26 protein-coding genes are annotated in these 26,766 nt (G+C 70.5%); 15 read left to right on the top strand and 11 right to left on the bottom strand.

Annotated elements, in window-relative coordinates:
- Positions 1 to 21: 21 nt before the first annotated feature.
- Entirely contained in the window at positions 22 to 873 is an 852-nt protein-coding gene (locus CLM62_RS05820) for an NAD(P)H-binding protein (protein WP_373559111.1), read from the bottom strand.
- 96 nt (positions 874 to 969) lie between these two features.
- Between CLM62_RS05820 and CLM62_RS05815 the strand changes: the two genes are divergently transcribed.
- Complete coding sequence (locus CLM62_RS05815) at positions 970 to 1,785, top strand: AraC family transcriptional regulator (protein WP_095748781.1); 816 nt, start codon at positions 970 to 972, stop codon at positions 1,783 to 1,785.
- A 169-nt stretch (positions 1,786 to 1,954) separates the two neighbouring features.
- On the opposite strand, the gene CLM62_RS05810 is transcribed toward CLM62_RS05815, so the two are convergent.
- Complete coding sequence (locus CLM62_RS05810; RefSeq protein ID WP_095748814.1) at positions 1,955 to 3,157, bottom strand: MFS transporter; 1,203 nt, start codon at positions 3,155 to 3,157, stop codon at positions 1,955 to 1,957.
- Positions 3,158 to 3,253: 96 nt separating this feature from the next.
- Between CLM62_RS05810 and CLM62_RS05805 the strand changes: the two genes are divergently transcribed.
- From CLM62_RS05805 to CLM62_RS05790, 3 genes are all read left to right on the top strand, one after another.
- The gene (locus CLM62_RS05805; protein WP_095748813.1) at positions 3,254 to 3,859 is read left to right on the top strand and encodes a TetR/AcrR family transcriptional regulator; all 606 of its coding nucleotides are present in this window, start codon (positions 3,254 to 3,256) and stop codon (positions 3,857 to 3,859) included.
- Between the two features lie 650 nt (positions 3,860 to 4,509).
- Positions 4,510 to 5,328 (top strand): phosphotransferase, encoded by an 819-nt coding sequence (locus CLM62_RS05795; RefSeq protein WP_095748780.1) that lies wholly within the window; start codon positions 4,510 to 4,512, stop codon positions 5,326 to 5,328.
- Between the two features lie 183 nt (positions 5,329 to 5,511).
- Positions 5,512 to 6,339, top strand: a complete 828-nt coding sequence (locus CLM62_RS05790) for a trans-aconitate 2-methyltransferase (protein ID WP_095748779.1) — start codon at positions 5,512 to 5,514, stop codon at positions 6,337 to 6,339.
- A gap of 238 nt (positions 6,340 to 6,577) precedes the next feature.
- On the opposite strand, the gene CLM62_RS05785 is transcribed toward CLM62_RS05790, so the two are convergent.
- The 9 genes from CLM62_RS05785 to CLM62_RS05745 all read right to left on the bottom strand — a co-directional run bounded on the left by CLM62_RS05785 (position 6,578) and on the right by CLM62_RS05745 (position 15,339).
- Positions 6,578 to 7,951: an 8-oxoguanine deaminase gene (locus CLM62_RS05785; RefSeq protein ID WP_095748778.1), complete on the bottom strand. Its 1,374-nt coding sequence runs from the start codon at positions 7,949 to 7,951 to the stop codon at positions 6,578 to 6,580.
- Between the two features lie 42 nt (positions 7,952 to 7,993).
- Positions 7,994 to 8,887 carry a factor-independent urate hydroxylase gene (gene pucL / locus CLM62_RS05780; RefSeq protein ID WP_095748777.1) on the bottom strand — a complete coding sequence of 298 codons (894 nt, stop codon included), beginning with the start codon at positions 8,885 to 8,887 and terminating at the stop codon, positions 7,994 to 7,996.
- A 2-nt stretch (positions 8,888 to 8,889) separates the two neighbouring features.
- Positions 8,890 to 9,294, bottom strand: coding sequence for a hydroxyisourate hydrolase (gene uraH, locus CLM62_RS05775; protein WP_095748776.1), 405 nt, complete (start codon positions 9,292 to 9,294; stop codon positions 8,890 to 8,892).
- A gap of 7 nt (positions 9,295 to 9,301) precedes the next feature.
- Positions 9,302 to 9,811 (bottom strand): 2-oxo-4-hydroxy-4-carboxy-5-ureidoimidazoline decarboxylase, encoded by a 510-nt coding sequence (gene uraD, locus CLM62_RS05770; RefSeq protein WP_095748775.1) that lies wholly within the window; start codon positions 9,809 to 9,811, stop codon positions 9,302 to 9,304.
- A gap of 136 nt (positions 9,812 to 9,947) precedes the next feature.
- Entirely contained in the window at positions 9,948 to 10,316 is a 369-nt protein-coding gene (locus tag CLM62_RS05765) for a helix-turn-helix domain-containing protein (RefSeq protein ID WP_095748774.1), read from the bottom strand.
- A complete protein-coding gene (locus tag CLM62_RS05760) occupies positions 10,313 to 10,564 on the bottom strand; it encodes a hypothetical protein (RefSeq protein WP_095748773.1) in 252 nt (83 codons plus the stop codon). Before CLM62_RS05760 ends, CLM62_RS05765 begins: the two co-directional genes overlap by 4 nt.
- Before the next feature lie 79 nt (positions 10,565 to 10,643).
- Positions 10,644 to 12,299, bottom strand: a complete 1,656-nt coding sequence (locus CLM62_RS05755) for a hypothetical protein (protein ID WP_095748772.1) — start codon at positions 12,297 to 12,299, stop codon at positions 10,644 to 10,646.
- Positions 12,296 to 14,554: a hypothetical protein gene (locus tag CLM62_RS05750; protein ID WP_095748771.1), complete on the bottom strand. Its 2,259-nt coding sequence runs from the start codon at positions 14,552 to 14,554 to the stop codon at positions 12,296 to 12,298. The genes CLM62_RS05755 and CLM62_RS05750 overlap by 4 nt, the downstream gene beginning before the upstream one ends.
- Entirely contained in the window at positions 14,551 to 15,339 is a 789-nt protein-coding gene (locus tag CLM62_RS05745) for a hypothetical protein (RefSeq protein ID WP_095748770.1), read from the bottom strand. The genes CLM62_RS05750 and CLM62_RS05745 overlap by 4 nt, the downstream gene beginning before the upstream one ends.
- Positions 15,340 to 15,529: 190 nt before the next feature.
- On the opposite strand from CLM62_RS05745, the gene CLM62_RS05740 reads away from it, so the two are divergent.
- The 11 genes from CLM62_RS05740 (at position 15,530) to CLM62_RS05690 (ending at position 26,751) form a co-directional block, all read left to right on the top strand.
- Positions 15,530 to 16,564, top strand: coding sequence for a sigma-70 family RNA polymerase sigma factor (locus tag CLM62_RS05740; RefSeq protein WP_095748769.1), 1,035 nt, complete (start codon positions 15,530 to 15,532; stop codon positions 16,562 to 16,564).
- A gap of 115 nt (positions 16,565 to 16,679) precedes the next feature.
- On the top strand, positions 16,680 to 17,609 hold the full coding sequence (locus CLM62_RS05735) for an ABC transporter ATP-binding protein (RefSeq protein ID WP_095748768.1): 930 nt from the start codon (positions 16,680 to 16,682) through the stop codon (positions 17,607 to 17,609).
- Positions 17,606 to 18,376, top strand: coding sequence for an ABC transporter permease (locus CLM62_RS05730; protein ID WP_095748767.1), 771 nt, complete (start codon positions 17,606 to 17,608; stop codon positions 18,374 to 18,376). The genes CLM62_RS05735 and CLM62_RS05730 overlap by 4 nt, the downstream gene beginning before the upstream one ends.
- A gap of 3 nt (positions 18,377 to 18,379) precedes the next feature.
- Entirely contained in the window at positions 18,380 to 19,183 is an 804-nt protein-coding gene (locus tag CLM62_RS05725; RefSeq protein ID WP_095748766.1) for an ABC transporter permease, read from the top strand.
- An 8-nt stretch (positions 19,184 to 19,191) separates the two neighbouring features.
- On the top strand, positions 19,192 to 20,430 hold the full coding sequence (locus CLM62_RS05720) for an MCE family protein (RefSeq protein ID WP_095748765.1): 1,239 nt from the start codon (positions 19,192 to 19,194) through the stop codon (positions 20,428 to 20,430).
- Positions 20,427 to 21,464 carry an MCE family protein gene (locus tag CLM62_RS05715; RefSeq protein WP_095748764.1) on the top strand — a complete coding sequence of 346 codons (1,038 nt, stop codon included), beginning with the start codon at positions 20,427 to 20,429 and terminating at the stop codon, positions 21,462 to 21,464. The genes CLM62_RS05720 and CLM62_RS05715 overlap by 4 nt, the downstream gene beginning before the upstream one ends.
- A 104-nt stretch (positions 21,465 to 21,568) precedes the next feature.
- Complete coding sequence (locus CLM62_RS05710) at positions 21,569 to 22,606, top strand: MCE family protein (protein ID WP_373559113.1); 1,038 nt, start codon at positions 21,569 to 21,571, stop codon at positions 22,604 to 22,606.
- Positions 22,606 to 23,718, top strand: a complete 1,113-nt coding sequence (locus CLM62_RS05705; RefSeq protein ID WP_373559112.1) for an MCE family protein — start codon at positions 22,606 to 22,608, stop codon at positions 23,716 to 23,718. The genes CLM62_RS05710 and CLM62_RS05705 overlap by 1 nt, the downstream gene beginning before the upstream one ends.
- The gene (locus CLM62_RS05700) at positions 23,715 to 24,992 is read left to right on the top strand and encodes an MCE family protein (RefSeq protein WP_095748763.1); all 1,278 of its coding nucleotides are present in this window, start codon (positions 23,715 to 23,717) and stop codon (positions 24,990 to 24,992) included. The genes CLM62_RS05705 and CLM62_RS05700 overlap by 4 nt, the downstream gene beginning before the upstream one ends.
- Entirely contained in the window at positions 24,989 to 26,266 is a 1,278-nt protein-coding gene (locus CLM62_RS05695) for an MCE family protein (RefSeq protein WP_095748762.1), read from the top strand. Before CLM62_RS05700 ends, CLM62_RS05695 begins: the two co-directional genes overlap by 4 nt.
- Positions 26,267 to 26,271: 5 nt before the next feature.
- Positions 26,272 to 26,751, top strand: coding sequence for a hypothetical protein (locus CLM62_RS05690; protein WP_257003682.1), 480 nt, complete (start codon positions 26,272 to 26,274; stop codon positions 26,749 to 26,751).
- Positions 26,752 to 26,766: the final 15 nt, after the last annotated feature.

Below are 26,766 nucleotides of genomic sequence, written 5' to 3'. Positions count from 1 at the left end.
TGCCCACCGCCGCCCCGCCCGTCAGACCGCCGCGAAGGCCGCCCTGTTGTCCTGTGCCCACTCGCGGTACGTCCGCGCTGTGCGCCCCAGTACCTGTCGTACGTCGTCCGTGACAACGGCGTTGCCGCCCCTGCGCACGAACGCGCTGCCGGCCAGGATGCCCTCCGCCTGCGCCGCGCCGAGGCCCCATGCGAGCAGGTGCTCACGCGTCTCCTCCGGCGAGAGGTCCCGCGTGGTGACCGGACGGCCGAGGACCCCGGCGAGCACGGCGGTCTGACCGGGGACGCTGATCGTCTCCGGGCCGGTCAGCGTGTACGTGCGCCCGGCGAGCTGTCCGTCCAGGAGAACCCGCACCGCGACCTCGGACACGTCACGCGGATCGATCACGCCCTGCGGCCCGTCCCCGGTCATGTTCGGCACCGGCGTGCCCGCCCTGATCGCCTCCGCCCAGCTCAGCGTGTTCGAGGCGAAGGAGGAGGGCCGCAGGACGACCCACTCGGCACCGCTCTCCCGCACGGCCCGCTCACCGGCGACATGCCACGTACCGGACGGCCCCACACCGGGGTCGCCCGTCGCGATCGCGGAGAGCTTCACCAGCCGGCCCACGCCCGCCGCCCCGGCCGCCGCGACCAGGTCCTCGTCGTGCCGCGTGTCCGGGCCGGGGACACCCACCAGGAACGCGGCGGTCGCCCCCGACATCGCCGCTTCCAAGGATCCCGGGTCGAGGTAGTCCCCGCGTACGACCTCCACCCCGGGCTGTATCCGGGCCTTCGCCGGATGGCGGGTCAGGGCGCGCACCTTCTCGCCGCGTGCCGCGAGGAGCCGTACGACTTCGCTGCCGATGGTGCCCGTAGCACCGGTCACAAGGATCATGACCACCACGGTGGCGGGCCGCCGCCCGCGGTCTCTAGGAAATTCCGGCACGGTTGCGGCGCCCACGCGGGCAGGTGCCGCGCTTACCGTGGGTGGGTGACGAACGCCTTTGCCGAGCGCACTCTGCCCGTCCCCGACGCGTTGCGCGCGTGGATCGCCGACGTCGAGTCGGTGGCTGTCGCGGGTGAGTTGCCGGAGTCGTTCACCCATGTGCCGGACACCGCGACCAAGTTGGTCGTACGGATCGAGGACGGGGGCCGTCGCGACGCCATGGTCGTCGGTCCGCGTACCCGCGCCTCCTACCACGTGGAAACGGCCAGGCGCGTGCTGTCCTGCGTCCAGCTGCGCCTCGGCCCCGGTACGGTACGCCCGCTGCTCGGCACGCCCGCGGTCGACCTCGTCGGACAAGTCGTGCCCCTGGGCGCGCTGCCGACCGGGACGGCACGGCGACTGGCCCAGGAACTTGTCGACTTGGCCCCGGACGAGATGCTGTCGCACCTGGCGAGGGTGCTGCCCGACCACCTGGCCCCGGCCGCCGACCGCTCCCGCACCCGGCTGCTGCGGGCCGCCGTCGACGCCCTGTCGACCCGCCCGGGCCGCGTCCCCGCACAGGTCAAGGACGTGGCCCGCGAACTGGCCGTCAGCGAGCGGCAGTTGCGCAATCTCTTCGCGGAGGGCGTGGGCCTCTCCCCCAAGCACTACGCCCGCATCGACCGCGTACGCCATGTGCTGATCCGTGCCGCCCGGACCGACTGGGCGGAACTCGCCGCCACCACCGGCTACTACGACCAGTCGCACATGACGTCGGACTTCCGCACCCTGATGGGCGTGCCGCCCCGCTCGTACTTCACGGGACGGCTGCCGGACGCCCAGCCCTGCCAGGCGGTCAGCCGGGCGTTCAGCCGGGGGTGACCGCCTCCATCGGACGCGTCACGCCCTGCTCGTTCCGGCCCCTGCCGCGTCGTTGAAGACCAGGTTCAGCAGGACCGCCGCCACGCAGCACGCTGCCGCCGGGCAGCTGACCGGGGAGCGGGGCTCCGTGATGAAGTCGCGCCTCGGGCGCGTGGCGCACGGATCATGGTCATCGCAGGTTTTCGTCGGTGCGGGCGCTCCAAACCGCCAGTGCGGCTGCCAGGGCGCAGGCACCGCCGAGCCACAGAACGCCCTGGAGGGCGAGCGAGTCGACGATGACGCCGCCGGTCAGCGCGCCCAGGCCGATCGACAGGTTGAACACCGACACCCACAGGGCCGAGGCCGCTTCCACCGCTTGCGGCGCCGTCTTGATCATCAATGTTTGCAGGCTGACTGACACGCCGCCGAAGGCCAGACCCCAGGCGATCAACAGTGCGGCCCCGCCGACTGGTCCTCGGCCCAACAGCAGGTAGAGCGGCATCGTGGCCGCCAGGGTCAACGTGATGACCAGCACGGTCCGGTGCGGACGGCGTGCCAGCGCCGCGCCGGCGACGAAGTTGCCGACCATGCCCGCCAGGCCGAAGCCGAACAGCAGCGGGCCGACGAGTCGTTCATCGATTCCCGACAGTTCCTGAAGTGCCGGGCTCACGAACGTGTAGGCCGAGAAGTGGCCGGTCACGATGAGGAATGTCGCGAGGATGCCGACGCGGACGCCTTGGTTGCGGAACTGTTCGGCCAGGAGACGCGGCCGGACGGGCCGGGTGGCGGTCAGCGGCGGCAGCACGGTCAGCAGGGCGAGCAGTGTGACGAGTGCCAGGGCGCTCAGCGTCGCGAAGGCGATGCGCCAGCCTGTGAGTTCGCCGAGCAGTGTGCCGATCGGGACGCCGAACACGTTCGCGGCTCCGACGCCGCCGAAGATGATCGCGGTGGCTCGTGGCACGTTTGCGGTGGCCACGAGCCGTACGGCCAGGCCGCTGGCGACGGCCCAGAAGCCTCCGATTGCCACCCCGACCAGCACCCGGGAGGACACCAGGACGGCGAAATTCGGTGCCAGTGCCGAGGCCAGGTTGGCCAGGGTCATCAGTCCCATCAGTCCGAGCAGCAAGAGTCGCCGATCCATTTCGCCGACGAGTATCGGAACCAGGGGTGCTGCGATCGCGGCGACCAGGCTGGGCACCGTGACCATCAGCCCCGCTGTCCCTTCGGAGACCGACAGTGCGGATCCCACACCGGTCAGCAGCCCGATCGGCAGTTGCTCGGCGGTCACCAGCAGGAATGTCCCTAAGGCCACTGCGGTGACCGCCAGCCAGTGGCTCCTCTGCGGGGCCTGTTGGTCAGTCGCCTGGGCGGTGCCCTGTTCTGTGGTCGTCACCGACGCCTCCTCCATTTTTTGGGAGCGACCGCTCCCATATTTCGGTGGACCCTAGTATGGGAGCGATCGCTCCACAAGTTCGGTAGAGTGGTCGGCATGGCACGCCCCCGACAATTCGACGAGCAGGACGCGGTCATCAGAGCGACCGATCTGTTCTGGCAGCGCGGTTACAACGCCACCTCAGTGCGTGATCTGGGTGATGAACTCAAACTCATGCCCAGCAGCCTGTATCGGACGTTCAAAGACAAGCACACGCTGTTCCTGCGTGCGCTCGACCACTACCAGGCCACCGAGTCCGCTGAGGCCGAGCAGCGGCTGGGCGCCGATGGCCGTCCGATCCGCCAAGTACTGCGGGACTGGATGCTGTGGCTGGTCACCTGCCCAGCCGACGGCGAGCCCGGTCGAGGCTGTTTCGTGGTCAACACAGCCACCGAACTCGGCACCACCGACGACGAGGTCCGTCAGCGGACCGAGGCCGCCTTCGAGGTCACCCAGCAGGCCCTGCGGTCGTTGCTGCTTGAGGGCCGTCGCCATGGCGAACTGCCCACCGACCTCAACATCGACGACGCCGTGGAACTGCTGTTCACCACGGTGCTCGGCTTGCGGGTACGGGAACGCGCCGGCCACGACCCCGCACGCCTGGCCGCCGCGATCGACGCCGTGATCCAGGCACTGGGGTCTACGTTCGCGGAGCCTTCCTGATGACCACCACCCACGTCCAGCAACCACCAGGCGACGCTTCACCGCCTGCAGCACCACACACCGGTTGCCCCTGGAAAGTCCGGCATTCGACCAGGACGTCGCGCTGCCTCTGCACCGCCTCACACAGGACCAGTTGCTCCGGCAGAGGTAGTAGCCGTCACGGAAACGCGGTCAGATCCCTTCAGTTGGTTGTGACCACGCTTCTGTGATGACTACGCCTTGTCGAGGACGTCGGCTCAGTCGGCCGCGTGGGCAAGCAGCCTGATGGTTAATCAGGCAGCGGCTGGCTGTATTGAAACTTCACGTACCGCGGCATGTCGTAATCGGCTAACGGTACCGATTTCATGTACCAGTAGTGGCGAGGTAGTCCTGGAGTTCTCGATGCCAGAACTGGTAAGCGATGCCGGCTACCCGGATCAGACCCGCGCCATGGCACCAGTGGAGGAACCGGCCCAGTCGCCACGGCAGCCACCGGCCGCTCCCACGGCGGGTACACAGCAAGAGCGCGAGATACCGCAGGCCGCCACACGCGAACTGCTCCGACAGCCCGAACCATCCCTGACGGTACCGCCGTCGGCCTCCGGTCTGTGCCACGCTGTGGCCAGGCCGGGGGCCTCCCCGTTTCGCTCGACCAGCGCAGGAGACCACGGGTGGACCGCATCGAATGGCACGACCTACCAGCGGCGACCCGAACCGCCGTCGAGCGCCGCACGGGCCCAGTCGAGCAGGCCGAGACCGCACCGCACGGCGTCATGTCCCGGCTCGCCTGCACCGTCCGCACACGAGCAAACCGAGCCTTCGTCAAGGGCACCCGCCAGGACGACCCACAGGCGTGGGTGTACCGCCACGAGGCCCAGGTCACGCGGAACGCGCCCTGCGCGCCACGCGTGCTGTGGGAGGTCGAAACCGGCGGGTGGCTGCTGTACGGGTACGAGTACATCGAGGGCCGCTACCCGGACCTGACTCCAGGGTCCGACGACCTCGCCCCCCTCGTGCACACGCTCATCGTCGTATCCGAGACGCCTTGGCCTGAGACCCTGCGCAAGAAGCCGCTCCACACACGGTGGGCAGACTTCCTGCCCGAGGACGTGCCGACCGGACTGCAAGGCCGAGGACTTGCCCACACAGACATGTCACCGCACAACATGCTGGTGATCCCCATCGGCGAGCTACTGCTGCTGGACTGGGCCCTCGCCTGCCCCGCACCCGCATGGGCCGACACTGCGCTGACAGTCCCCCGGCTCATCTCGGCCGGCCACTCCCCTGAACAGGCCGAGGCGATTGCGCGGCAGGTCCCCTCGTACCGTGCGGCTGACCCTGCAACCGTGACCCACTTCGCGCACACTGTCTACGCCGCGTGGGAGAACTGGGAACGCACACGCCCGCTGCCTCACCGCGCTGCACTCACTGCCGCGGCCCGTGACTGGGCAGCGTGCCGTGAGGCTGGGTCCACAACCCGCACGCCCTGAACAGCACTTCGGACAGCTCTCCCCATGCGGCCCCGCTCGTCTGCTCCCCCCGGTGGCAGATGGACAGGGCCGTGGCCACGCGCTCCGACAAGCGGGCGTACGTCTTTCACGGCACCGTGCCCCTTGCTGTCGTACGTCTCTGGCTCCGCTCCTGACGCGCTGGACAGGCCCTAGTGTGCTGCCATGCGCGATGACACGCCTGACGAAACGCGCCGTGTTCACCTCAGCCGGACCTTTGAGGAAGACGCGGAGCTGTACGACCGGGCCAGGCCCGGGTATCCGCCAGAGCTGTTCGACGACCTCACCGAGGTGGTCGGCACCGGCCCTGGCTGTCGTGTCCTTGAGGTAGGGGCGGGGACCGGCAAGGCGACCTTGCCGCTCGCCGAGCGCGGTTGCCGGATCATCGCCGTCGAGCTGGGCGCGGACATGGCCGCCGTCGCCCGGCGCAACCTGGCCGGGTTCGAAACGGTGGAGATCGTGACGGCGGACTTCGAGACCTGGCCACTGCCCAAGGAGCCGTTCGACGCGGTCGTCTCGGCGACGGCGTTCCACTGGATCGATCCGGCTGTGCGGATGGCAAAAGCCGCCGACGCGCTGCGGCCCGGTGGTGCCCTCGTCGTGGTCGCCACGCAGCATGTGGCGGGCGGCAGCGAAGAGTTCTTCGTCGAGGTCCAGGACTGCTACGAGCGTTTCGATCCGGCCACCCCTCCGGGGCTGCGGCCACCTGCGGCAGAGGACGTCGACACATCGGACCACGCGGATGAGGTCGCACGCAGCGGCCGGTTCGGCCCTGTCGTCTTCCGGCGTTACGAGTGGGATCTGACGTACGCCACGGCGGAATACCTGGAGGTGCTGCGGACCTACTCCGGCCACCGGGCGCTCCCGTCGGAAGCCAGGGAGGGACTGCTGGAGTGCATCGCCGGGCTTATCGACAGGCGGTACGGAGGCCGGGTCACCAAGCGGTATCTCACGGAACTGCGGGTATCACGAACGGCCCCCACTCTTCGGTAGGCGCGGCTCCAGCCGTGCCCATCGCACGTCTGACAGTCAGCAGACGGCGCACTTGATGCCGGCCCCTGCCGGCCGCCGTGTCTCCGAGACGGTCGTCTGTCTCCACTTCCCAGGGGACTGGAACCGTTCCGGGGCGCGTGCGTCCGCACACGCCCCGGACACGGCCACCGGCCGGGAGCCGTCCCTCCCGACCGGAGATCAAGTGCCGTACGTACGGAATCGAGGAGTTGTACGGCGGTCAGCCCGCTGCGGCGATCCGGGCCAGCCGCCGCGCCTCCTCGCGCGTGGAGTGGGCGATCGCGTCCTCGTCGGCGGTGAGCAGCCGGTTGTTCTCCACGATCTGGCGGCCGTTCACGAACGAGGCCGTGACCGGGGCCGCCGCGCCGAAGACCAGCGCGGTCACCGGGTCGGCGATCGAGGCGTGGGCCAGTGTGTCCAGCTTCCAGAGCACCAGGTCGGCCAGCTTGCCGGGCTCCAGGGAGCCGATCTCGCCGCCGCGACCGAGGACTTGGGCGCCGCCGTATGTGCCCAGGCGCAGGGCCTGACGGGCGTTCAGGGCGGCTTCCTTGTGGGCTCCCAGGCGGTTGATGAGGAGCGCGTTGCGCAGTTCGGTGTGCAGTTCGCCGGACTCGTTGGACGCGGTGCCGTCGACGCCGAGGCCGACCGGGACGCCGGCGGCGAGCATGTCGGGTACGCGAGCGATACCGGCCGCCAGTCGGGCGTTGGACGAGGGGCAGTGGGCGACACCGGTCTTCGTACGGGCGAAGGCGGCGATGTCGGAGTCGTTCATGTGGACGCAGTGCGCCATCCACACGTCCTCGCCGAGCCAGCCGGTGGACTCGAAGTAGTCGGTCGGACCCATGCCGAACAGCTCGTGGCAGAACATCTCCTCCTCGAACGTCTCCGAGCCGTGGGTGTGCAGCCGTACACCTAGGCGGCGGGCCAACTCCGCTCCCTGCTTCATCAGTTCGGTGGAGACGGAGAAGGGCGAGCAGGGGGCGACGGCGACCTGGGTCATCGCGTCGAAGGAGACGTCGTGGTGCTGCTCGACGGTTTCCTCGGTCGCGGCGAGAGCGCCCTCCAGGGTCTCCACGGCGAAGTCCGGCGGCAGCCCGCCGTCCTTCTCGCTGCGGTCCATGGAGCCGCGGGCGAGGGTGAAGCGGACGCCCATCTCGCGGGCCGCACGGATGATCGCACCGGACAGATCGCCGGAGCCCCGCGGGAAGACGTAGTGGTGGTCCATGGCGGTGGTGACGCCACCGCGGGCCATCATCGCCAGCGAGCCCTGCGCGGCCGCGTGCACCATCCGCTCGTCGATGCGCGCCCAGGTCGGGTACAGGGCGACGAGCCAGTCGAAGAGGTTGTGGTCCGTGGCCAGGCCCCGGGTGATCCACTGGTAGAAGTGGTGGTGGGTGTTGACCAGGCCGGGAGTCACCAGGTGACCGGTGGCGTCGATCCTGCGGACGACGTTCTCCAGGGCCTCGGGTGCCTTGCCCGCGCCGAGCGACTCGATGCGGTTGTCGACGAGGACGACGTACCCGGTGGCGTACTCGGTGTCGTGCGCGTCCACGGTCGCGATCGCCGCGTTCTCGATGACGATGCGCTGTGCCATCGTGTGTCCTTTGCTGTCCGTGTCCTGCTGTCCGTGGTCGCGTCAGAGGTTGGTGAGGTCCGCCGGGATCCGCGCCTCGCAGCCGTCCCGCAGGACGGTCGCCTCGATCAGGCCGTAGGGGCGGTCGGCGGCGAAGTACACCTCGTTGTCGTTCTTGAGGCCGAAGGGCTCTAGGTCCACCAGGAAGTGGTGCTTGTTCGGGAGCGAGAAGCGGACCTCGTCGATCTCGCCGCGATGGTCGATGATCCGCGCGCCCATGGCGTAGAGGGTCTGCTGCAGCGAGAGGGAGTAGGTCTCCGCGAAGGCTCGGAGAAGGTGCCCCTTGACCTGTGCGTACGACTCGTCCCAGGCCGGCATCCGCTGGGCGTCCTCGGTCCAGTTGAAGCGCCAGCGGCCGGAGACCTCGGTGGCCAGGACGCGGTCGTAGGCCTCGGGGAGCGTCGTGTACTTGTCCTTGACGTAGCCCCAGAACTCGGAGTCGGTCGAGTTCATGACGGTCAGGTCCTTGAGACCGGAGACGACCTCCCACGACGAACCGTCGTACGTGATCTGGGCGAGCCGGGTCTCCTGGCCCTTGCGGACGAAGGAGTGCGCGCCCTCACCGGAGGCCTCGATCCGCTCCCAGGCGTACTCCTCGATGCGGATACGGGCCCGGTGGATCGGGTCCTGACTCGTCACGAAGTGACGGGCGAGGTGGATGCCGAACTGCTCGGCGGACTCGATGCCGTGCTCCTTGGCGAACGCGTACACCGTGTTCTTGGTGGTGTCGGTCGGCAGGACGTTGGCGTTCGAGCCGGAGTAGTGGACCTCGTCCATGTCGCCGCTCAGCGACACGGAGACGTTCAGGTCCTTGATGTGGTGGGTGGCGCCGTCCCGCGTGATCTTGACGACTCGGTTCTCGGCCTTGCCGTACTGGTTCTGTCCCAGGATGGGCATCGCTAGCTCCCTCGGTAAACGGAGTAGCCGAACGGGTTGAGCAGCAGCGGTACGTGGTAGTGCTCGCCCGGCACGACGGCGAACGTGATCGCCACCTCCGGGAAGAACACGCCGGGGCCGCTGTCCCGATTCGCGGGGGCGTCCTGCTGCGCATCGGCTTGCTTGTTCGCGAACTTCTCGAAGTACGGCTCCACCAGGAAGTCGAGCCGTACGTGGGTGGTCCCGTCCGGCAGCGCCGGGAGGTCCTTGCACCGGCCGTCCGCGTCGGTCGCGGAACCGCCGAGTGCCTGCCAGTCCGCGCCGCGCCCGGACCGGGCGGAGAGCTGGACGGCGACGCCCTCGGCGGGGCGGCCGACGCTGGTGTCCAGGATGTGCGTGGACACCGAGGCGGTGGTGCTGGTGCTCATGCTGTTCTCAGTCCTCTTCGACGAGTCGGGCCAGTCGGATGCGGTTGATCTTGCCCAGTTCGGTGCGGACGATCTCCCGCTCCCGCTCCGGCGGGTTGCCGATCCGCTCCTTGACCGCGTCACGCATCTGCTCGCCGGTGCGGCCGGTGGCGCAGATCAGGAAGACATGGCCGAACCTCTCCTGGTAGGCCAGGTTCAGTTCGAGCATCTGAGCCTTCAGCTCCTCGGAGGCGCCGGCCATGCCGCGCTGCTCCCGCGCCGAGGTCGGGTCGCCCGGCTTGGGACGGTCGATCGGCGGGTGCCCGGCCATCGCCTCCGCGAGGTCCTCGGCGGTCAGCTCGGCCATGGCGGCGTCGCTCGTGGTGTAGAGGTCCTCGGGGGTGGCGTAGGGGCGGGCGGCGAGCAGCCGCTTCGCCCATGCCGCGGAGGCGCACGCCTCGTGGAGTACGGCGAAGGCCGCGTGCTCCTCCAGGGCGTTGAACCGGGCCAGGCCCGGGGGCGTGGAAGTCGACGTCACGGGAGCCTCCGTGGCCGCGAACGGCCTTCGTACTGATCGGGCTGCCGCTAGCTAACGCCCTCCGGAGGGAGCACGTCAACAGTTTGTTGAAAATTCCGGGTGACGAAGGTGACGAACACCGGCGCAAGCCTGGCGATCAGGCCCCCTTCTCGCGGTTGAGGTAGTTGTAGACCGTGAAGCGACTCACGCCGAGCGCGCTCGCCACGGTCTCCACGCCGTGCCGCACGGAGAAGGCGCCGCGCGCCTCGAGTATCCGTACGACCTCCTGCTTGGCCTTGCGGTCCAGGTCGGCCAGCGGCTTGCCCTTCTTGCGCTCCATGGCGGCCAGGATGTGATCGAGGGAGTCGGCGAGCTGCGGCAGCCGTACGGCGACGACCTCCGTCCCCTCCCAGGAGAGCACGACGTCGTCGGGACCGGCCTCGTCCGGCGGGAGCATCTCCCCGCCCATGGCGTCGACCAGCGGCTTCACGGCGGTGATGAAGGGCTCGTCCGCGGCACCGGTCACTTCGGCCCCTCCCCGATCACGTTGACCTGGAGCGAGATCCGGGTGGCGCCGACCTCCAGGGCCCTGCGCATCAGGGTGTCCACGGCGGTGAGCACGGCGTCGGCGCTGCCCTCCGCCGTGTTCCCGAACGGCCCGACGTCCACCGCGTCCAGCTCGGCCGCCTCGATGACCTCGCGGGCCACCAGGGCGTGCGCGGGCGCCTCGTCGAGGTCGAAGGGCTCGGTCGTGAACTCCACTCTCAATCGCACGCGCACAACCTAACGCGCGCGGGGCGGCCACGGGGAGCCACGCCCGGATCCGCTCCGCCCGTCGCCCGATCACGCCGGATCACGGCCGGGGGCAGGTGTTCTTCCCCGGTTCCTCATAGGTCCGGTAGAGCGGCGACCTGTCTCGCCGCTCCTTCGGGAAGGTCACCACGGGTACCGGTTTGCACACCGGCCACAGGCCGGTCGCCGCCTCGTGCCGGGCGCCCTCGTCCGTCCCAAGCCCCTCGTCCGCGAAGGTGAAGACGCCGCTCGCGCCCGGTACGCAGCCCGCGGCGCAGTGTTCCAGTGGGCTGCCCCGGCGCAGTTCGTCGTAGACGTCGTTGTGGCTCACGGCGTCGATGCCGCTGTCCCGGGCGGCGGACACGGCGGTGCCCACGGCGGTGAGGGCGTCGTGGTACATCACGGCGTAGCCGTCGCCCAGGGCGTCGGGCCTCTCCTCGCCGAAGTACCGGTCGTAGGAGTCGGCGAAGAGCCCGAAGGCCTTGGGGACCTGGTCGTCGCCGCTCCGGGCCGCACGCCAGCGGGGTGCGTCCACGGCGGTGGCGGTCACGATCTCGAGGTGGTTCCGCTCGGCGATCGCGCGCAGCTCGGCGGTCTCGGTGACCGGGTCGCGGCCGGTGCTGACGCGCAGGATGCGCATCGGTTCCTCGTCCGGGTCCCGGTCGCAGGAACGCGTCCGGTCGATGGTCTCCAGGAAGGGCGGCAGGTCCGCGTCCCGGCCGGCCAGGAACACCGTCCTGGCGCCGACCGCGCACATCGCGGACACGGCCCGCCGGAAGATCTGCGGCTCGCCTTCCTCGGGCCCCTTGATGCCCTGGTACGTCTCGGTCCGCCGTTGCACCTCGTCGTCGGTGATGCCGTACCGGGCGCCGAACTCGCGGCGGAAGACGCGGCGGAGGTTGGCGACGTAGTTGTCGTCCCGCTCGTCGGCGATCATGAACGTGTCCTCGCGGTTCACCCGGTTCGCGCTCACGTAGCGCTTGAGGGCGTCGACGAGCTGGTCGGTGGAGGGCGAGACCTTGAGCAGGTATGGGTGCTCCATCTCGCGGGAGCTGAGCACCGCGCTGACGGACGGGATCTTCGCGTGTCCGAGTCCCTGCCGTACGGCGGCGAGCGTGGCGTCGTCGCTGTTGGGCAGGCCGATGGCCGCGACGAGGGGGCTCTCGCCGCCGGTGCGGGAGGCCAGTTCGTCGGTCACGGTCTTCCAGTGGCTCAGATCCTCGCCGACGTTGGCGAAGAGGAGCCGGATGGCGGTGTCGCGGGTGGCGGGCCCGTGGTTGTGGCCGCGCTGGGCGAGGTAGGCGCCCTGGAGGGAGTGCCGGATCAGTTCCTTCGACATGGCCGCGCCGGGGCTCCTGGAGGTGTACGGCATGACGACGGCGACGCTCACCAGCGGCTTGCCGGACGTCCGTGCCGCCTCGTTCTCGTCCTCGATGCGGCCCAGGACGTCGGCGAGGTCCGGGGCGAAGGGGTACGCCGCGGCCATGACGCCGATGCACTCGTCGCCGGCGCCCGCGCCCCCGTCCACGCGCCGCAGTTCCTGGTTCTCGGTGCAGTAGTCGCGGTGCTCCTGGTAGGTGTCCAGGCCCCACCAGGCGCCAGCGCCCGCCAGGACGGCGACCAGGGTCCACAGGGCCACCACATCGATCAGGCCGAACACCCGGAAGCGGAGCCGGCCCGGCAGCCAGGCCCAGTTTCTGCGGTCCGTCCTGCTCATCGCGCCCCTCCCGTTCGCGGCTGGTCACCCTGCCAGCGTCGGTCGAGGGGCCAGTCCTCGCCGTCGCGCACCGCGCGCGGCCAGCGGATGGCGGCCTGGGCGAGGACCGCGCGGCCGGTCAGGTGCTGGGCGGAGAGGAAGGACAGGTCCTGGCCGATCCGGTCGGCGAGGGTCCGGTCCGCCTCGGCGAGTTCGTCCGCCGCGTACCACAGGGCGTGCAGCAGCCGGTTGACGGCCTGCTTCTCCAGGCCCCCGTCCGGGTCCGCCTGGAGCTGCAGCCGGTCCCGGCGGCCCTTGGCGACCTCTTGGCACTGCTCGAACCAGATGTCCCCCGGCGGGCGTGGGGCGTGGGCCACGGTGCGCAGGATGTGCAGCCAGTCGACCGCGTCGCCGTCGTCCCTGAGGAACTCCGCGTGCAGCCAGTCGACGACCTCCCACGCCTCTCCCCCGGCGAGCCGGTGCCACAGGAAGCGGGACCGCTCGTCCCGCTCCGCCTGCCCCGAGCGGCTCTCGGCCCGCTGCCGGTGGTGTTCGGCGAGCAGGGTGTGCGCGCTGAACCAGTCCACCCCGCTGCCGCCGCGCCCGCTGCGCATCTGGTGCACCAGCAGGGCGCGCAGAAAACGGTCGGTGATGAACGGCCGGCTGCCCGTTCCCCGCGACCAGCGCTCCCTCTCCAGCTGGGCGGCGGCGCCGTCGGCCGCGGGCAGGCCGTCGATCCGGCGCGGCACCCACCGCTCGGCCAGCTGCTCGGCCGCCTCCCGGTCCCAGGCCAGGGAGAACAGGCACAGCTCGTCGTGGTTCTCGCTGCCGACCAGGGTGTTGAGCAGCCGCCAGATGACGGATTCGCCGGTGCCGCCGGGGTGGGTCAGGTCGAGGAGTTCCTCGGCCGCCACCCACTGACCGGTGCGCGCCTTGTGCACCACGGCGTCGCACAGCCGGCGGGCTCCCATGGGGTGGCCTCGGGTCAGGTCGTGTACGGCGGTGGCGATGTACGGGTCGAAGGAGGCCCGGTCGTCGCGCTTGAGCATCCTCTCCAGGTGCTCCGTGTCGAGCGGCGGCAGCGGCAGGACCAGCACGCCCGCGGAGGGAGCGGTGCCGCCCCGGGTCCATCTGGAGTTCCTGCCGACCTCGTGCAGCGACCGGTGGGCGGCGGCCGGGTAGGGGTCGTTCTCCTCGTCGGGGTTGTCGTCCCGGGTGGCCGGGCTGTCGTCGCCGCGCAGTTCGGTGGCGATGACGACCAGCTGGTCGCGGGCGCCGCGGCCGATGCGCGCCCGTTCTTCCAGGAGCAGTTCGAGGAAGTCACGGCCGGCGTCGGTGTGGGCGTTGTCGAGGAGGACCAGCGGTCGCGGGGCGCGGTTCCCGCGCCGGAAGGGGCCGTAGCGCACATCGGCGAGGAACGCGGCCATCAGCATGCGTTCGACGCCGCGCCTGAATCCGCGGCCCTGGTGGAACTCCTGGCAGAGCCGGGCCACGGCCCGCGCGCGCTCCGCGGTCGGCACCGGGCGCGGCTGTGTGGCGGCGCCCGGCGGCATGCCGCGCAGCCGGTTGTCGGCCTCGCTGCGGTAGCTCTCGTACCAGCCGACGAGATGGCGGGAGGCGAGTCTGCGCGAGCGCCATGGGTACTGCCTGCCCAGGTAGGTGCGCACGGCCGCCTCGGGAAACTCCTCGGGGTCGGGGGAGGCGGGCAGCGCCGTGCGGAAGAGCGTGTCCCAGGTGGGCGGCGGGCCCTCACCCGGCGGGGGCCCCATCAGGGCGGCCGTGTGCCGGTCGGCCACCCGCAGCTCGTCGTCGTTGCCGGGGCGCCGCGCGGACACCACGGCGAGCAGCCCGGCGGTGGTCCGGGGAAAGCACAGCCGCCCGAACCCCGCGACGGGACGCGACAGTTGGGTGACGAGTGCGGACAGGACCTCCACCGCGTAGGAGTTGTTGGAGATCTCCGGGCCGACCCTGGCCCGCTCCTGCAGCGTCGCGCAGTTGATCCGCGCGAACGGCACGCGCGGTCCCGGCCAAGGCCCGGCGTCGGGCGCGTAGGCCTCCTTGAGATCGTCCAGCAGGGCGCTCTTGCCGGTGCCGTGCCGCCCGCTGAGCAGCACCACGGGGAGGTCCTCGGCGAACTCGTGGTGCCGCCGTCTGCGGTGCCGGTCGCGGTCGAGGCCGACCAGCCGCGGTACCAGCTGCCGCAGCAGGGGCTGGCGCGCGTACGCCTCCGGAATCTGCTCCCGCGTCCCGGGTGCGGGGCTCGCGGGGTCGCTCATCCCAGCCTCAGCATCGAGTTGAGGATCTCCGACACGATGCCGGACGCCATGTCCCTGCCCATCGAACCCACCGACCTGGAACCGGCCTGCACCAGGTCGCTGCTGTGCTTCAGGAAGCGCTGCAACGTGCCCTCGTCGGGCTCGGCACCGCGCTGGGCGGCCTCGGTCAGGGCCCCGGCGAGCTCGCGGACCTGCCGCACCTCGCTGTCGGCCTCCGACAGGTCGGGGCGGGACGCCTGCACCAGCAGGGCCAGCTGCTCGAAGGAGAGGAACACTCCGGCGCCCTGTTCCGTGACGCCGACGTGTACCGGGGTGGGCAGGTCCAGATGGTCCTTGGCGTACTCCAGGTCCTCGAGGGCGAGCCGGCGCCCGCAGTAGAACGCCTCCCGGGCCCACAGGAAGTCCTCGGGGTTCGGATCGCCGCTGCGGTGCCGCCCGGCCCGGTCCCACCAGGCGAACAGGGCCGCCTTGGCGTACCGGCGCCGGGTGTCCCGATCGGCGTATGCCTCGTCCCAGGCCCGGACCTCCGCGAGCCCGGTGCGGGTGGGGCTGACCAGCGGTGGCACGGCACCGGAGTCGTTGTGCACGGTTGTCCAGCCGAGGGCGGCCAGGCGTTCCACGACGTCCTCGACCAGTTCCAGGCTGCACCGCTCTTGGGGTGCGTAGGCGGCGCTGGGCACTCGGTTCCCGGCGACGCCGTCGGTCTCCTCGGCCAGCCACCTGAGGAAACGCGCGGACGCGGCACCGGTCTCGTCGTACACGGGAGAGAGGCCGTTCGTGGGCACTGCTCGGGATCCGATCATCGTCCGCCCCCAACTCCCGTGACCACCATGCGCGTTCGCCTTCCCCGAACAACGATGTCAAACACGTGACACAGGACGTTCTTGTCACCCCCTCCACAACCGCGACTACCGGACGGTAATGTCGCCAACCGCCGGACGGCCGAGACCGGCGGGTGAGCACGAAGGGCCCCTCATGACGACGGACATGCCGGCGCGGACGCACGCGGCCGACGAACGTTGGCAGCGCATGTGGAGCCACCGCGAGCAGTTGCTCAAGGTGGCCCGGCGCAGGTCGATGAGCCTCGAGGACGCCGAGGACGCGGTGCACGAGGCGATGCTGCGCGCCGCCGAGCGCCCCGACCTGGACGACGAACGGCTCGCGGCCTGGCTGACGACGGTGACGATGCGGCTGTGCGTGGACCGCTACCGGCAGGTCAACCGCGAGGCCGAGGTCCGCACCAGCCCGACGCTGATCGCCCCCGGACCGGTGCCCGTCGACGAGGCGGTGTGCGACCGGGCCGAGGCCAAGTGGCTCGCCGTACGCAGCGGGGAGCTGCCCGCCCGCCAGGCGGAGGCGCTGCGGCTGAAGTCGCAGGACCTGGACGTCGGCCAGGTCGCCGTCCGGATGGGGCTGAGCTACCGGACCGTCGAGTCGCTGCTGGCCCGGGCCCGGCGGACGCTGCGGAACTCACTGGCCGCGACGCTCGGGGTCGCTCTGTTCCTGCTCGGGCGCGGTCGGCCGCGCGGCGGCGGCAGGGCGCAGGCCGTGGCGGCCACCTCGACGGCGGCGACCCTGGCGATGGCGGGGTTCGTCCTGCCGTACGCGCTCGACGGGGGCGGAAACGCCCCGGCACCGCGGCCGTCCGTGTCCCACGGCACGGAGACCCCGCGGCCCGACGGCGCGACCGGCGGGAGCCGTCCCCCGGAGCCTGACGCCGTCTCGCCGACGGTGACCGCCACCGCCTCGCAGCCGGCCGAGTCGCCGGGCGACGGATCGCTGCTGCCCCTGTCCCTGCCGTCGCTGCCGACGGTGTCGGCGCCCGCGGTCCCGCAGGTGCCTGAGGTGCCCGACATCCCCGCACTGCCCGAGGTGACGGACCTGCCCGAGGTCACGGCCCCGCCCGGCCTGCGCGACGTGCCGGACATGCCGGACGTGCCCATCGAGCCCACCGCCCCCGCCGTACCGTCCGCCGCGCTCCCCACACCCACGGTGACCGCACTGCCGTAGCCCGGCCCCTCCGGAAACACTCTCGAAAAAAATTCCGCATCCCGAGCGACGGACGCCCCGCCCCTCCCCGTAGAGCAGATGTCGGAGCTGCTCCACGGGTTGAAGGGTGTACCGGATGGGTGTCGAGATCTGTGTCGAAGGGCTGACCAAGTCCTTCGGTCACCAGGTCATCTGGCAGGACGTCTCGCTGACGCTGCCCGCCGGGGAGGTCTCGGTCATGCTCGGCCCCTCGGGCACGGGCAAGTCGGTGTTCCTCAAAACGCTCGTCGGACTGCTGAAGCCGGAGCGCGGCTCGATCACGATCCAGGGCCGGGACATCACCAAGCTCCGCGAGCACGACCTGTACGAGGTGCGGAAGCTGTTCGGCGTGCTGTTCCAGGACGGCGCGCTGTTCGGCTCGATGAACCTGTACGACAACATCGCCTTCCCGCTGCGCGAGCACACCCGCAAGTCCGAGAGCGAGATCCGGCGCATCGTGCTGGAGAAGATGGACATGGTCGGGCTGATCGGCTCGGAGGGGAAGCTGCCCGGCGAGATCTCCGGCGGGATGCGCAAGCGCGCCGGGCTGGCCCGGGCCCTCGTCCTCGACCCGGAGATCATTCTCTTCGACGAACCCGACTCGGGCCTCGACCCGGTCCGCGTCGCCTATCTCAACCAGCTCATCGTCGACCTCAACGCCCAGATCGACGCGACCTTTCTGATCGTCACGCACGACATCGCCTCGGCCCGCCAGGTCCCGGACAACATCGGGCTGCTGTTCCGCCGCGAGCTGGTCATGTTCGGGCCGCGCGAGGAGTTGCTGACCAGTGACGAGCCCGTCGTACGGCAGTTCCTGAACGGCCGGATGCAGGGCCCGATCGGCATGGCGGAGGAGAAGGACGCCGCGCAGGTCGAGCAGGAGCTCGCGCGGATCGACGACAGCGCGCGCGTATCGGAGCTGACTCCCCGCCTGCTGCCGGGGCCGGGAATCGCCCGACCACCCCGCTGGGAGGCGATCGCCCGGCGCGAGGCCGCGCTGCGTCAGAAGGCGGTGACCGGCGCATGAGTCTGTCACCGACCGGAGCGCTGCGGCACTCGGGGAACCTCTTCGCGATGGCGCTGGACGTCGTCCGGACCATCCCCCGACGGCCGTTCCAGGCGCGGGAGTTCATCCAGCAGGCGTGGTTCATCGCGAGCGTGACGATCCTGCCGACGGCCCTGGTCTCCATCCCCTTCGGAGCGGTCATCGCGCTCCAGATCGGCAGCCTGACCCGGCAGCTCGGCGCCCAGTCCTTCGCCGGGGCCGCCTCCGTGCTGGCGGTACTGCGCGAGGCCTCGCCGATCGTCACCGCGCTGCTGATCGCGGGCGCCGGCGGCACCGCCATCTGCGCGGACCTCGGGGCGCGGAAGATCCGCGAGGAGATCGACGCGATGCAGGTGCTGGGCATCGACCCCATCCACCGGCTGGTCGTGCCGCGCGTGCTCGCGTCGATGGTGGTGGCGGTGCTGCTCAACGGCCTGGTGTCGGTGGTCGGTGTCGCGGGCGGCTACTTCTTCAACGTCGTGCTGCAGAACGGCACCCCGGGTGCCTATCTCGCCTCCTTCACCACGCTCGCCCAGCTCTCCGACCTATGGGCGGCCGAGGTCAAGGCGCTGGTGTTCGGCGCGATCTCCGGGATCGTCGCCTCGTACAAGGGACTGACCGCGAAGGGCGGGCCGAAGGGCGTGGGCGACGCCGTGAACCAGTCGGTGGTGATCACCTTCATGTTGCTGTTCGTGACGAACTTCGTGATGACCGCCGTGTACTTCCAAGTCGTTCCGCAGAGGGGCTGAGGCATGGCGCTGCTCGATCGTCTGGAGGACCTGGGCGCACAGCTCTCCTTCTACGGCCGCTCGCTGGCCTGGACCGGCCGCACCCTGCGCCGCTACAAGAAGGAGATCCTGCGGCTGCTCGCCGAGGTGAGCTTCGGCCGCGGCGCCCTCGCCGTCGTGGGCGGCACGGTCGGTGTGATCGCTTTCCTGTCGTTCTTCACCGGCACCGAGGTGGGCCTCCAGGGCTACGCCGCCCTCAACCAGCTCGGCACCTCAAACTTCGTCGCGTTCCTGTCGGCGTACTTCAACACCCGGGAGATCGCCCCGCTGGTGGCCGGGCTCGCCCTGTCCGCGACCGTCGGCGCCGGATTCACCGCCCAGCTCGGCGCGATGCGGATCAGCGAGGAGACCGACGCCCTGGAGGTCATGGGCGTGCCCTCACTGCCGTTCCTGGTGACGACCCGGATGATCGCCGGGTTCGTCGCCGTGATCCCGCTGTACGTGATCGGGCTGCTGTCCTCGTACCTCGCCGCCCGCACCATCACCACCGTCTACTACGGGCAGTCCGCGGGCACCTACGACCACTACTTCCAGCAGTACCTGCCGCCGGTCGACGTGCTGTGGTCCTTCGGCAAGGTGCTCGTCTTCGCCGTGCTGATCATCCTGGTGCACTGCTTCTACGGCTACTACGCCAGCGGCGGCCCGGCGGGCGTCGGCGTCGCGGTGGGCCGCGCCGTGCGGACCTCGATCGTGGCGATCAACGTCCTCGACTTCTTCCTGTCGCTGGCGATCTGGGGCGCCAGCACGACCGTACGGATCGCGGGGTGAGCCGCCGTATGAGGGTGCTGAGACTGCGGTTGTACGGCGTCGTCTTCATCGCCGTACTCGCACTGCTGCTGTCCCTGTCCGTCGCCGTCTACCGGCAGGTGTTCACGCCGGTCGTGCGCATCACCCTGGAGGCCGACAGCCTCGGCAACCAACTCGATCCGCGCGCCGACGTCAAGCTGCGCGGACTGCTGGTCGGCGAGGTGCGCGAGGTGCGGGCCGACGGGACTAAGGCGACGCTCGACATCGCGCTCAAGCCGGAGCACGTCGCCCACATCCCGTCCGACGTGCACGCGCGACTGCTGCCCAAGACGCTGTTCGGCGAGAAGTACGTCGACCTGGTCGCGCCGCCCGGCTCATCGGGCCGGCCCATCCGCGCCGGTGACGTCATCACGCAGGACCGCACCCGCGTCGGCATCGAGCTCCAGCAGCTGATGAACGACCTGCTGCCGCTGCTGCGGACGGTCCAGCCCGGCAAGCTCAACGCCACGCTCTCCGCGTTCGCCACCGCCCTCGAAGGGCGCGGCGACCGGATCGGCGACAACCTCACGCGCGTGGAGGCCTACCTGCGCCGTCTCAATCCGCACCTGCCGTCCTTGCGAGAGGACATCGCACGCTTCGCCGACGTCGCCGAGGTCTACGGCGACGCGGCGCCCGACCTGATGGAGATCCTGCGCAACACCGTCACCACCAGCCGCACGATCGTCGAGCAGAAGGACCGGCTCGCGGCGGCGCTGAAGACGACGGCGACCGTCGCGGGCACGGCGGAGGACTTCCTCGACGCGAACGGCGACCGGCTGATCACCCTCGGCCGGGTCTCCCGCCCCACGCTCGAACTCTTCGCCCGCTACTCCCCCGAGTACCCGTGCCTGCTGGCCGGCCTGGTCCGCCAGGAGAAGGCATCCGAGGAGGCGTTCCGGGGCGGCAAGATGCACATCACGCTGGAGGTCGTACGGCAGCAGGGGGCGTACGAGCCCGGTGAGGAGCCGCGCTACGGCGAGCGGTCGGGGCCGAACTGCCGTGATCTGCCGCATCCCCCGGTGCCGGGGCCCGGTGCCCGCCTCGACGACGGTTCGAAGCCGGGGAGTCCGTCCTCGGGTCCGCTCGGCGTCTCCGCCACCCGGGCGGAGCAGCGCGCCGTCGGCTCGCTCGTGGCGCCCGTCCTGGGGGTGCCCGCCGACGAGGTGCCGCCGGTCGCGACGCTGTTGTTCGGGCCGATGGCACGCGGGACGGCGGTGAGCGTCGCATGAGGACCACCGGAGCCCGGCAGACCGCCGCGCCACTGATCAAGTTCAGCCTCTTCGCGCTGGTGACGACCCTCGCCACGGCCCTGCTCGCCGCCACCATCGTCAACGTCTCCTTCACCCCCGAGCGCACGTACCACGCGGTGTTCAGCGACGTCACCGGCCTGGAGGAGGGCGACGACATCCGGGTGGCCGGGGTGCGGGTCGGCGAGGTCGAGGGCATCCGGATCAAGGACCGGACGCTGGCGGAGGTCACCTTCACGGTCAGCCGGGACCGGCCGCTGCTCACCAGCACGGGCGCGGTCATCCGGTACCGCAACCTGGTCGGGCAGCGGTACGTCGCGCTCACCGAGGGTGCGGGCGACGGCACCCGGCTGAAGCCCGGCGCCACGATCCCGCTGCGGCGCACGCAGCCCGCGCTGGACCTCAACGCGCTGCTGAACGGCTTCAAGCCGCTGTTCGCCGCGCTCAGCCCGAAGGACGTCAACCAGCTCGCCACGGAGATCATCCGGACCCTGCAGGGCGAGGGCGGCACGGTCAACAGCCTGCTCGTGCACACGGCCTCGCTCACCACGACGCTGGCCGGCCGTGACCAGCTGATCGGTTCGGTGATCGACAACCTCAACACCGTGCTGGAGACGCTGGACAAGCGGGGTGCCCGCTTCTCCGGGCTGCTCAAGCAGCTGCGGCGCGTCATCTCGGGACTGTCCGCCGACCGCAAGCCCATCGGTGAGTCGCTGGTGAACATCGGCGATCTGACGGAGGCCACCTCGGGGCTGCTGAAGGACGCGCGTCCGCCGCTGAAGGACGACATCGCCGAGCTGACCGATCTCACCGGAACGCTGAACGACAACGAGAAGACCGTGGAGGGCGTGCTGAAGCGGCTGCCGAACAAGCTGGGCGAGCTGACGGGGACGGCGTCCTACGGCTCGTGGTTCAACTTCTACCTGTGCGACTTCGACGGCCGGATCGTGCTGCCGAAGACGAAGCAGGTGCTCACCCCCGAGCTGCACGTGGCGAGGGCGAGGTGCGGCTCGTGACCCGCGAACAGCGCCCGGAACCTCTGATGAAGGTGCGTATCGACCCGCCGCGGCTGCCGAGGATACGGCTGTTCCCCCGGAGGGCGCCCCGCCCAGAACCCCTGATGACGGTGCGCATCGACCCGCCTCGCATACGGCTTCCGCGCATCCGCCGTCCACGCCTGAGGCCGTTCCGTGAGCGCAACCCCGTCGTCATCGGCGCCGTCGGCCTCACCACCCTCGGGCTGCTGGCCGTGGCCGCGTTCAACGCCGACAGCCTGCCGCTGATCGGCGACGGCGAGACGTACAGCGCCGCCTTCTCGGAGGCGGGCGGCCTCAAGCCCGGCGACGAGGTGCGGATCGCCGGGGTGAAGGTCGGCAAGGTCGAGGAGGTCGATCTGGACGGCGACCATGTCAAGGTCACCTTCAAACTCAAGGGCGAGCCGAGATTCGGTACCGAGACCGGCGCGTCGATCCGGGTCAAGACGATCCTCGGCGCGAAGTACCTCGCGCTGCACCCCAAGGGGCCGGGGCAGTTGAAGGCGGCCGCCGAGATACCGCTGAAGCGGACCGTTCCGGCGTACGACGTCGTGCAGGCGTTCAGCGACCTGACGACCATGACGGAGGAGGTCGACACCGACCGGCTCGCGCAGGCCCTTGACACCCTCTCCACCACCTTCAAGGACTCGCCCGCCGAGGTACGGGCCTCCATCAAAGGCCTGTCTCAGATCTCCCGGACGGTGGCCTCACGCGACAAGGCACTGCACGAACTCCTCGACCACGCGAACGGCGTCACCGGCGTACTGGCCGACCGCACCGAGGACTTCACCGCCCTGGTCAAGGACGGCGACGCACTGTTCAAGGAGATCAGCAAGCGGCGCGCGGCGATCCACAAGCTGCTGAAGACGTCCGCCGCGCTCGGCATCGAGCTCTCCGGCCTGGTCGAGGACAACGAGAAGGAGATCGGGCCCGCGCTCAAGGGCCTGAACCGCGTGGTGGACATGCTCGAACGGAACCAGGCGAGCCTCGACCGGAGTGTGCAGTTGCTCGCGCCCTACGTCCGGCTCTTCACCAACACCCTCGGCAACGGCCGCTGGTTCGACTCCTACGTCCAGAACCTGGTCGCCGCTCCGGTCGTGCCGCGGACGGGAGGCGGGCAGTGATCAAGCGCTTCAAGCGGCCCCTGGCCCTGCTCACCGCACTGGCCGTCGTCGCCGTCCTCGCCTTCGTGCTGTGGCCACGACCCGAGAAGGTCCAGGTCACCGCGTACTTCCCACGCACCGTCGGCATCTACCCCGGCTCGGACGTCCGCGTCCTCGGGGTCCGGATCGGCGAGGTCGAGAAGATCACGCCGGAGGGCGGCCGGGTGCGCGTCGAGTTGGAGTACGACGCCGGCCGCAAGGTCCCGGCGGACGCGCAGGCCGCGATCATCAACTCCTCGGTGGTCAGCGACCGTTACGTGCAGCTGCTGCCGGTGTACCGGAAGGGCCCGGCGATGCGGGACGGGGCCGTCATCCCCGAGTCGCGCACGGCCGTACCGGTCGAGCTGGACCGGATCTTCGACAGCCTGCACACCACCGCCGAGGCCCTCGGCCCCGAGGGCGCCGGCAAGGACGGCTCGCTGTCGCGGCTGCTCGGGGTGAGCGCCGACAACCTCGACGGCCAGGGCGCGAACCTCCACCGGACGGTCGAGGACCTCTCGGAGGCCGTCACCACGCTGTCCGACGGGCGCACCGACCTGTTCGGCACGGTGCGGAACCTACAGGTGTTCACGGCGGCGCTGGCGGCCGACGACAAGAGCGTGCGGTCGTTCAACACCAGTCTCGCCACGGTCGCCGAGCAGCTCGCGGGCGAACGCGAGGATCTCGCGGCCGCGCTGAAGAACCTGGCGACGGCCCTCGGCGACGTGTCCGACTTCGTGAAGAACAACAAGAACGCGCTGACCTCGAACGTGAAGGGCCTCAGCAAGGTGACCAAGGTGCTCGTCACCCAACGGGCCGCCCTGGAGGAGCTGTTGGAGGTCGCGCCCACGGGCATGTCGAACCTGAACAACGCCTACAACCCGTCCGCGGGCACCCTCGACACCCGCAACAACCCCAATCAGCCCCAGGATCCGGCCTCACTGCTGTGTTCCGTGCTGAAGACCACCGGGGACGCAACCGACTGCGAGGAGTTGAGGGAGCTGTTTGACTCCTTGCCCAAGGTGCCGCAGGGCCCGGCGGTCACCGGCACGGTCGACCGGACGCTCGGCGGAATCCTGGGGGCGAGCGCATGAGCGCACGGCGCAAGGGCGGCCAGGTCGCCTGGGCGGCCGTCGGCTCGCTGCTGCTGTCCGGCTGCGGGTTCAACGGCTGGTACGACGTCCAGCTGCCCGGCGGTGCGGCGGCCGACGGGCACGCGTACCGCGTCACCGTCGAGTTCCGGGACGTCCTGGACCTGGTGCCGCAGTCGGCGGTGAAGGTCAACAACGTCACCGTGGGCGCGGTGGAGAAGGTCGAGCTGGACGGCTGGCACGCGCGCGTGCGCCTCCGCGTCGCCGACTCGGTGAAGCTGCCCGCCAACGCGGTCGCCGAGCTGCGGCAGACCAGCATGCTCGGCGAGAAGTACGTGGCGCTCTCCGCGCCGACCCAGACCGCGCCCGTGGGCCGGCTCGGCAACGGCGACCGCATCCCGCTGTCCCGCAGCGGCCGCAACCCGGAGATCGAGGAGGTGCTGTCCGCCCTGTCCGCGCTGCTCAACGGCGGCGGAGTGGCCCAGCTCAAGACGATCACCGTGGAGCTGAACAAGGCGCTGGAGGGCCGGGAGAACCGGGTGAAGTCCCTGCTCAAGGAGCTGGACACCTTCCTGGGCGGCCTCGACGACCAGCGCAAGGACATCGTCCGCGCGTTGGAGGCCGTGGACCGGCTGGCCAAGCGACTGGGTAAGGAGAAAACGACGATCGCCGAGGCCGTGGACGCGATGCCGCCCGCCCTGAAGGTCCTCGCCGACCAGCGCCGAGACCTGACGAGGATGCTCACCGCCCTGTCCAGGCTCGGCAAGACCGGCACCAAGGTGGTCAACGCCTCGCACGACGACACGGTCGCCAACCTCAGGCAGCTGCGGCCGATCCTGCGACAGCTGAACAAGGCGGGCGACAACCTGCCCAACTCCCTCGAGCTGCTGACCACTTATCCGTTCCCGCGCAACGTGGTGGACGCCATCAAGGGCGACTACGTCAACCTGCACATCACCGCGGACCTCGATCTGGCGGGCCTCTACGGCAACCTCACGGACGAGCCCGGCCGCGGCGGCGACGGAGACCCCCAGGGCCCCCGGCTTCCCGAGACCCCCGACCTGCCGGACGTACCGGATCTCCCGGATGTGCCGGGCGTCCCGACGCCCACCGCGTTGCCGAGCACACCGAGCGTGCCGTCCCCCTCGGCCCCGTCCGACGGCGGCCGCCTGCTGTGTCCGCCGGTGTGCACCAGCAGCTACATGTCCTCGGGCGGCCTGCCCGAGGGGATCGACCTGGAGCTCGCCGAGCTGATGCTGAAGGGGGTTCAGCCGTGATCACACGTACGGTCAAGGCCCAGTTGCTCGCCTTCGCCACCCTGACCGCCGTCGGGGTGTCGTACGTCGGCGCCGAGTACACCGGCCTGGTGGACGACGTCCTGGACCGCGGCTACACCGTGCGGGCGGACTTCGCGGACTCCGGGGGCATCTTCTCCGGCGCCGAGGTCACCTACCGCGGGGTGCCGGTGGGCCGGGTCGGCGCGCTGCGGCTGACGGGGTCCGACGGGGTGTCCGTCGCGCTCGACATCGACGACGGGGCGCCGCGCATCCCGGCGGACACCCTCGCGGTCGTGGCGAACCGTTCGGCGGTCGGCGAGCAGTACGTCGACCTGCAGCCGCGCACCTCCCACGGCCCGTATCTCCTCGACGGCAGCACGATCCCACGCCACAGCACGCGCGTCCCGCTGCCGGCCACGGACCTCGTCCTCAGCCTGGACCGGCTGGTGAACTCGGTCGGCAAGGACGATCTGCGGGTCACCGTCGACGAGCTGGAAAAGGCCTTCTCCGGCACCGGACCGAACCTGAGCCGCCTGGTGGACTCGGGCAACTCACTCGTGGAGTCGGCGTCCGACGCGCTCCCGGAGACGATCTCGCTGATCGAGGACTCACGGAAGGTCCTCAAGACGCAGGCCGACCAGGGCTCGTCCATCAAGTCGTTCGCACGTGATCTCGCGGCGCTCACCGCCCAGTTGAAGGCGAGCGACGGTGACCTGCGCAAGCTGATCGGCAACGCGAGGCCGGCCGCTCAGGAAGTCAACTCCCTCCTGAAGTCCACCTCGCCACAACTGTCGGTCCTGCTGGCCAACCTCATCAGCGGCGGACAGGTCATGGTGGCGCGGCTGCCCGGGGTGGAGCAGGCCCTGGTCACCTTCCCGGCGATGGTCGCGGGCAGCTACACCGTCGTCCCCGGCGACGGCACCACCCACTTCGGCCTGGTGGTGAACGCCGACGACCCGCCCGCCTGCACCCAGGGCTACGGCACTACCCGCCGCGACCCCGCGGACACCAGCACACGCGAGGCGAACACCGACGCGCGCTGCACGGCCCCGCGCGGCAGCGAGACCTCGGTGCGGGGCGCGCAGAACGCCCCCGGCGCTTCCACCACTTCCGGCGGCGCGAACCGGACGGCGTACGTGACGCCGTACGACCCGGAGACCGGCACCACCACCGGCCCGGACGGAAGGTACGTCGAGATCGGCTCGACGGGCGGCCAACAGGCCGTGTTCGGAAAGGAGTCGTGGCAATGGCTGCTCGTTGGCCCCATGGCATGAGGCTGATGCGACCCAGGGGGATGACGGCCGGACTCGTCGCGGCGACCGTCCTCACCACCGCGCTGACGATCTGGCTGAGCCTCGGCCTTTACGAACAGCGCGAGGCGGAGCAGCGGCGCCAGGACATCCTCGCCGCGGCCCGCCAGTCGGCGCTGAACTTCACCTCGCTCGACTACCGGCACTACGGCCGGGACAGCGCGAACGTGCTCAAGGGCGCCACCGGCGACTTCAAGAAGCAGTTCGCCGCGCAGACCGAGCAACTGACCCAGCTCGTCGCCGAGAACAGGTCCGTGTCCGAGGGCCAGGTCCTGGAGGCGGGCATCGTCCGGTCCGACGAGGGCTCGGCCCGCGTCCTGGTGGTGGCCGACAGCAAGGTGACCAACACCGCCGTGCCCGACGGGGAGGCGCGCACCTACCGGCTCCGGCTCGACCTCGTGCACCGGGACGGCCGCTGGCTGACCTCCGACGTCGAGTTCGTCGGCTGACCGCCACCCACGAGT

The sequence above is a fragment of the Streptomyces sp. SA15 genome (genome assembly GCF_002291145.1).
GTDB lineage: Bacteria > Actinomycetota > Actinomycetes > Streptomycetales > Streptomycetaceae > Streptomyces.
Note: the sequence above shows the minus strand (reverse complement) of the source record. Positions and strands in the feature narration are given on the sequence as shown.

Bases quoted from the DNA above. Each gene is read 5' to 3' on its own strand.
- CLM62_RS05820 (WP_373559111.1), bottom strand. From the start codon at position 873: ATGATCCTTGTGACCGGTGCTACGGGCACCATCGGCAGCGAAGTCGTA.
- CLM62_RS05805 (WP_095748813.1), top strand. From the start codon at position 3,254: ATGGCACGCCCCCGACAATTCGACGAGCAGGACGCGGTCATCAGAGCG.
- CLM62_RS05790 (WP_095748779.1), top strand. From the start codon at position 5,512: ATGCGCGATGACACGCCTGACGAAACGCGCCGTGTTCACCTCAGCCGG.
- CLM62_RS05785 (WP_095748778.1), bottom strand. From the start codon at position 7,951: ATGGCACAGCGCATCGTCATCGAGAACGCGGCGATCGCGACCGTGGAC.
- pucL (WP_095748777.1), bottom strand. From the start codon at position 8,887: ATGCCCATCCTGGGACAGAACCAGTACGGCAAGGCCGAGAACCGAGTC.
- uraH (WP_095748776.1), bottom strand. From the start codon at position 9,294: ATGAGCACCAGCACCACCGCCTCGGTGTCCACGCACATCCTGGACACC.
- CLM62_RS05755 (WP_095748772.1), bottom strand. From the start codon at position 12,299: ATGAGCAGGACGGACCGCAGAAACTGGGCCTGGCTGCCGGGCCGGCTC.
- CLM62_RS05750 (WP_095748771.1), bottom strand. From the start codon at position 14,554: ATGAGCGACCCCGCGAGCCCCGCACCCGGGACGCGGGAGCAGATTCCG.
- CLM62_RS05740 (WP_095748769.1), top strand. From the start codon at position 15,530: ATGACGACGGACATGCCGGCGCGGACGCACGCGGCCGACGAACGTTGG.
- CLM62_RS05735 (WP_095748768.1), top strand. From the start codon at position 16,680: ATGGGTGTCGAGATCTGTGTCGAAGGGCTGACCAAGTCCTTCGGTCAC.
- CLM62_RS05730 (WP_095748767.1), top strand. From the start codon at position 17,606: ATGAGTCTGTCACCGACCGGAGCGCTGCGGCACTCGGGGAACCTCTTC.
- CLM62_RS05725 (WP_095748766.1), top strand. From the start codon at position 18,380: ATGGCGCTGCTCGATCGTCTGGAGGACCTGGGCGCACAGCTCTCCTTC.
- CLM62_RS05720 (WP_095748765.1), top strand. From the start codon at position 19,192: ATGAGGGTGCTGAGACTGCGGTTGTACGGCGTCGTCTTCATCGCCGTA.
- CLM62_RS05715 (WP_095748764.1), top strand. From the start codon at position 20,427: ATGAGGACCACCGGAGCCCGGCAGACCGCCGCGCCACTGATCAAGTTC.
- CLM62_RS05710 (WP_373559113.1), top strand. From the start codon at position 21,569: ATGACGGTGCGCATCGACCCGCCTCGCATACGGCTTCCGCGCATCCGC.
- CLM62_RS05700 (WP_095748763.1), top strand. From the start codon at position 23,715: ATGAGCGCACGGCGCAAGGGCGGCCAGGTCGCCTGGGCGGCCGTCGGC.
- CLM62_RS05690 (WP_257003682.1), top strand. From the start codon at position 26,272: ATGCGACCCAGGGGGATGACGGCCGGACTCGTCGCGGCGACCGTCCTC.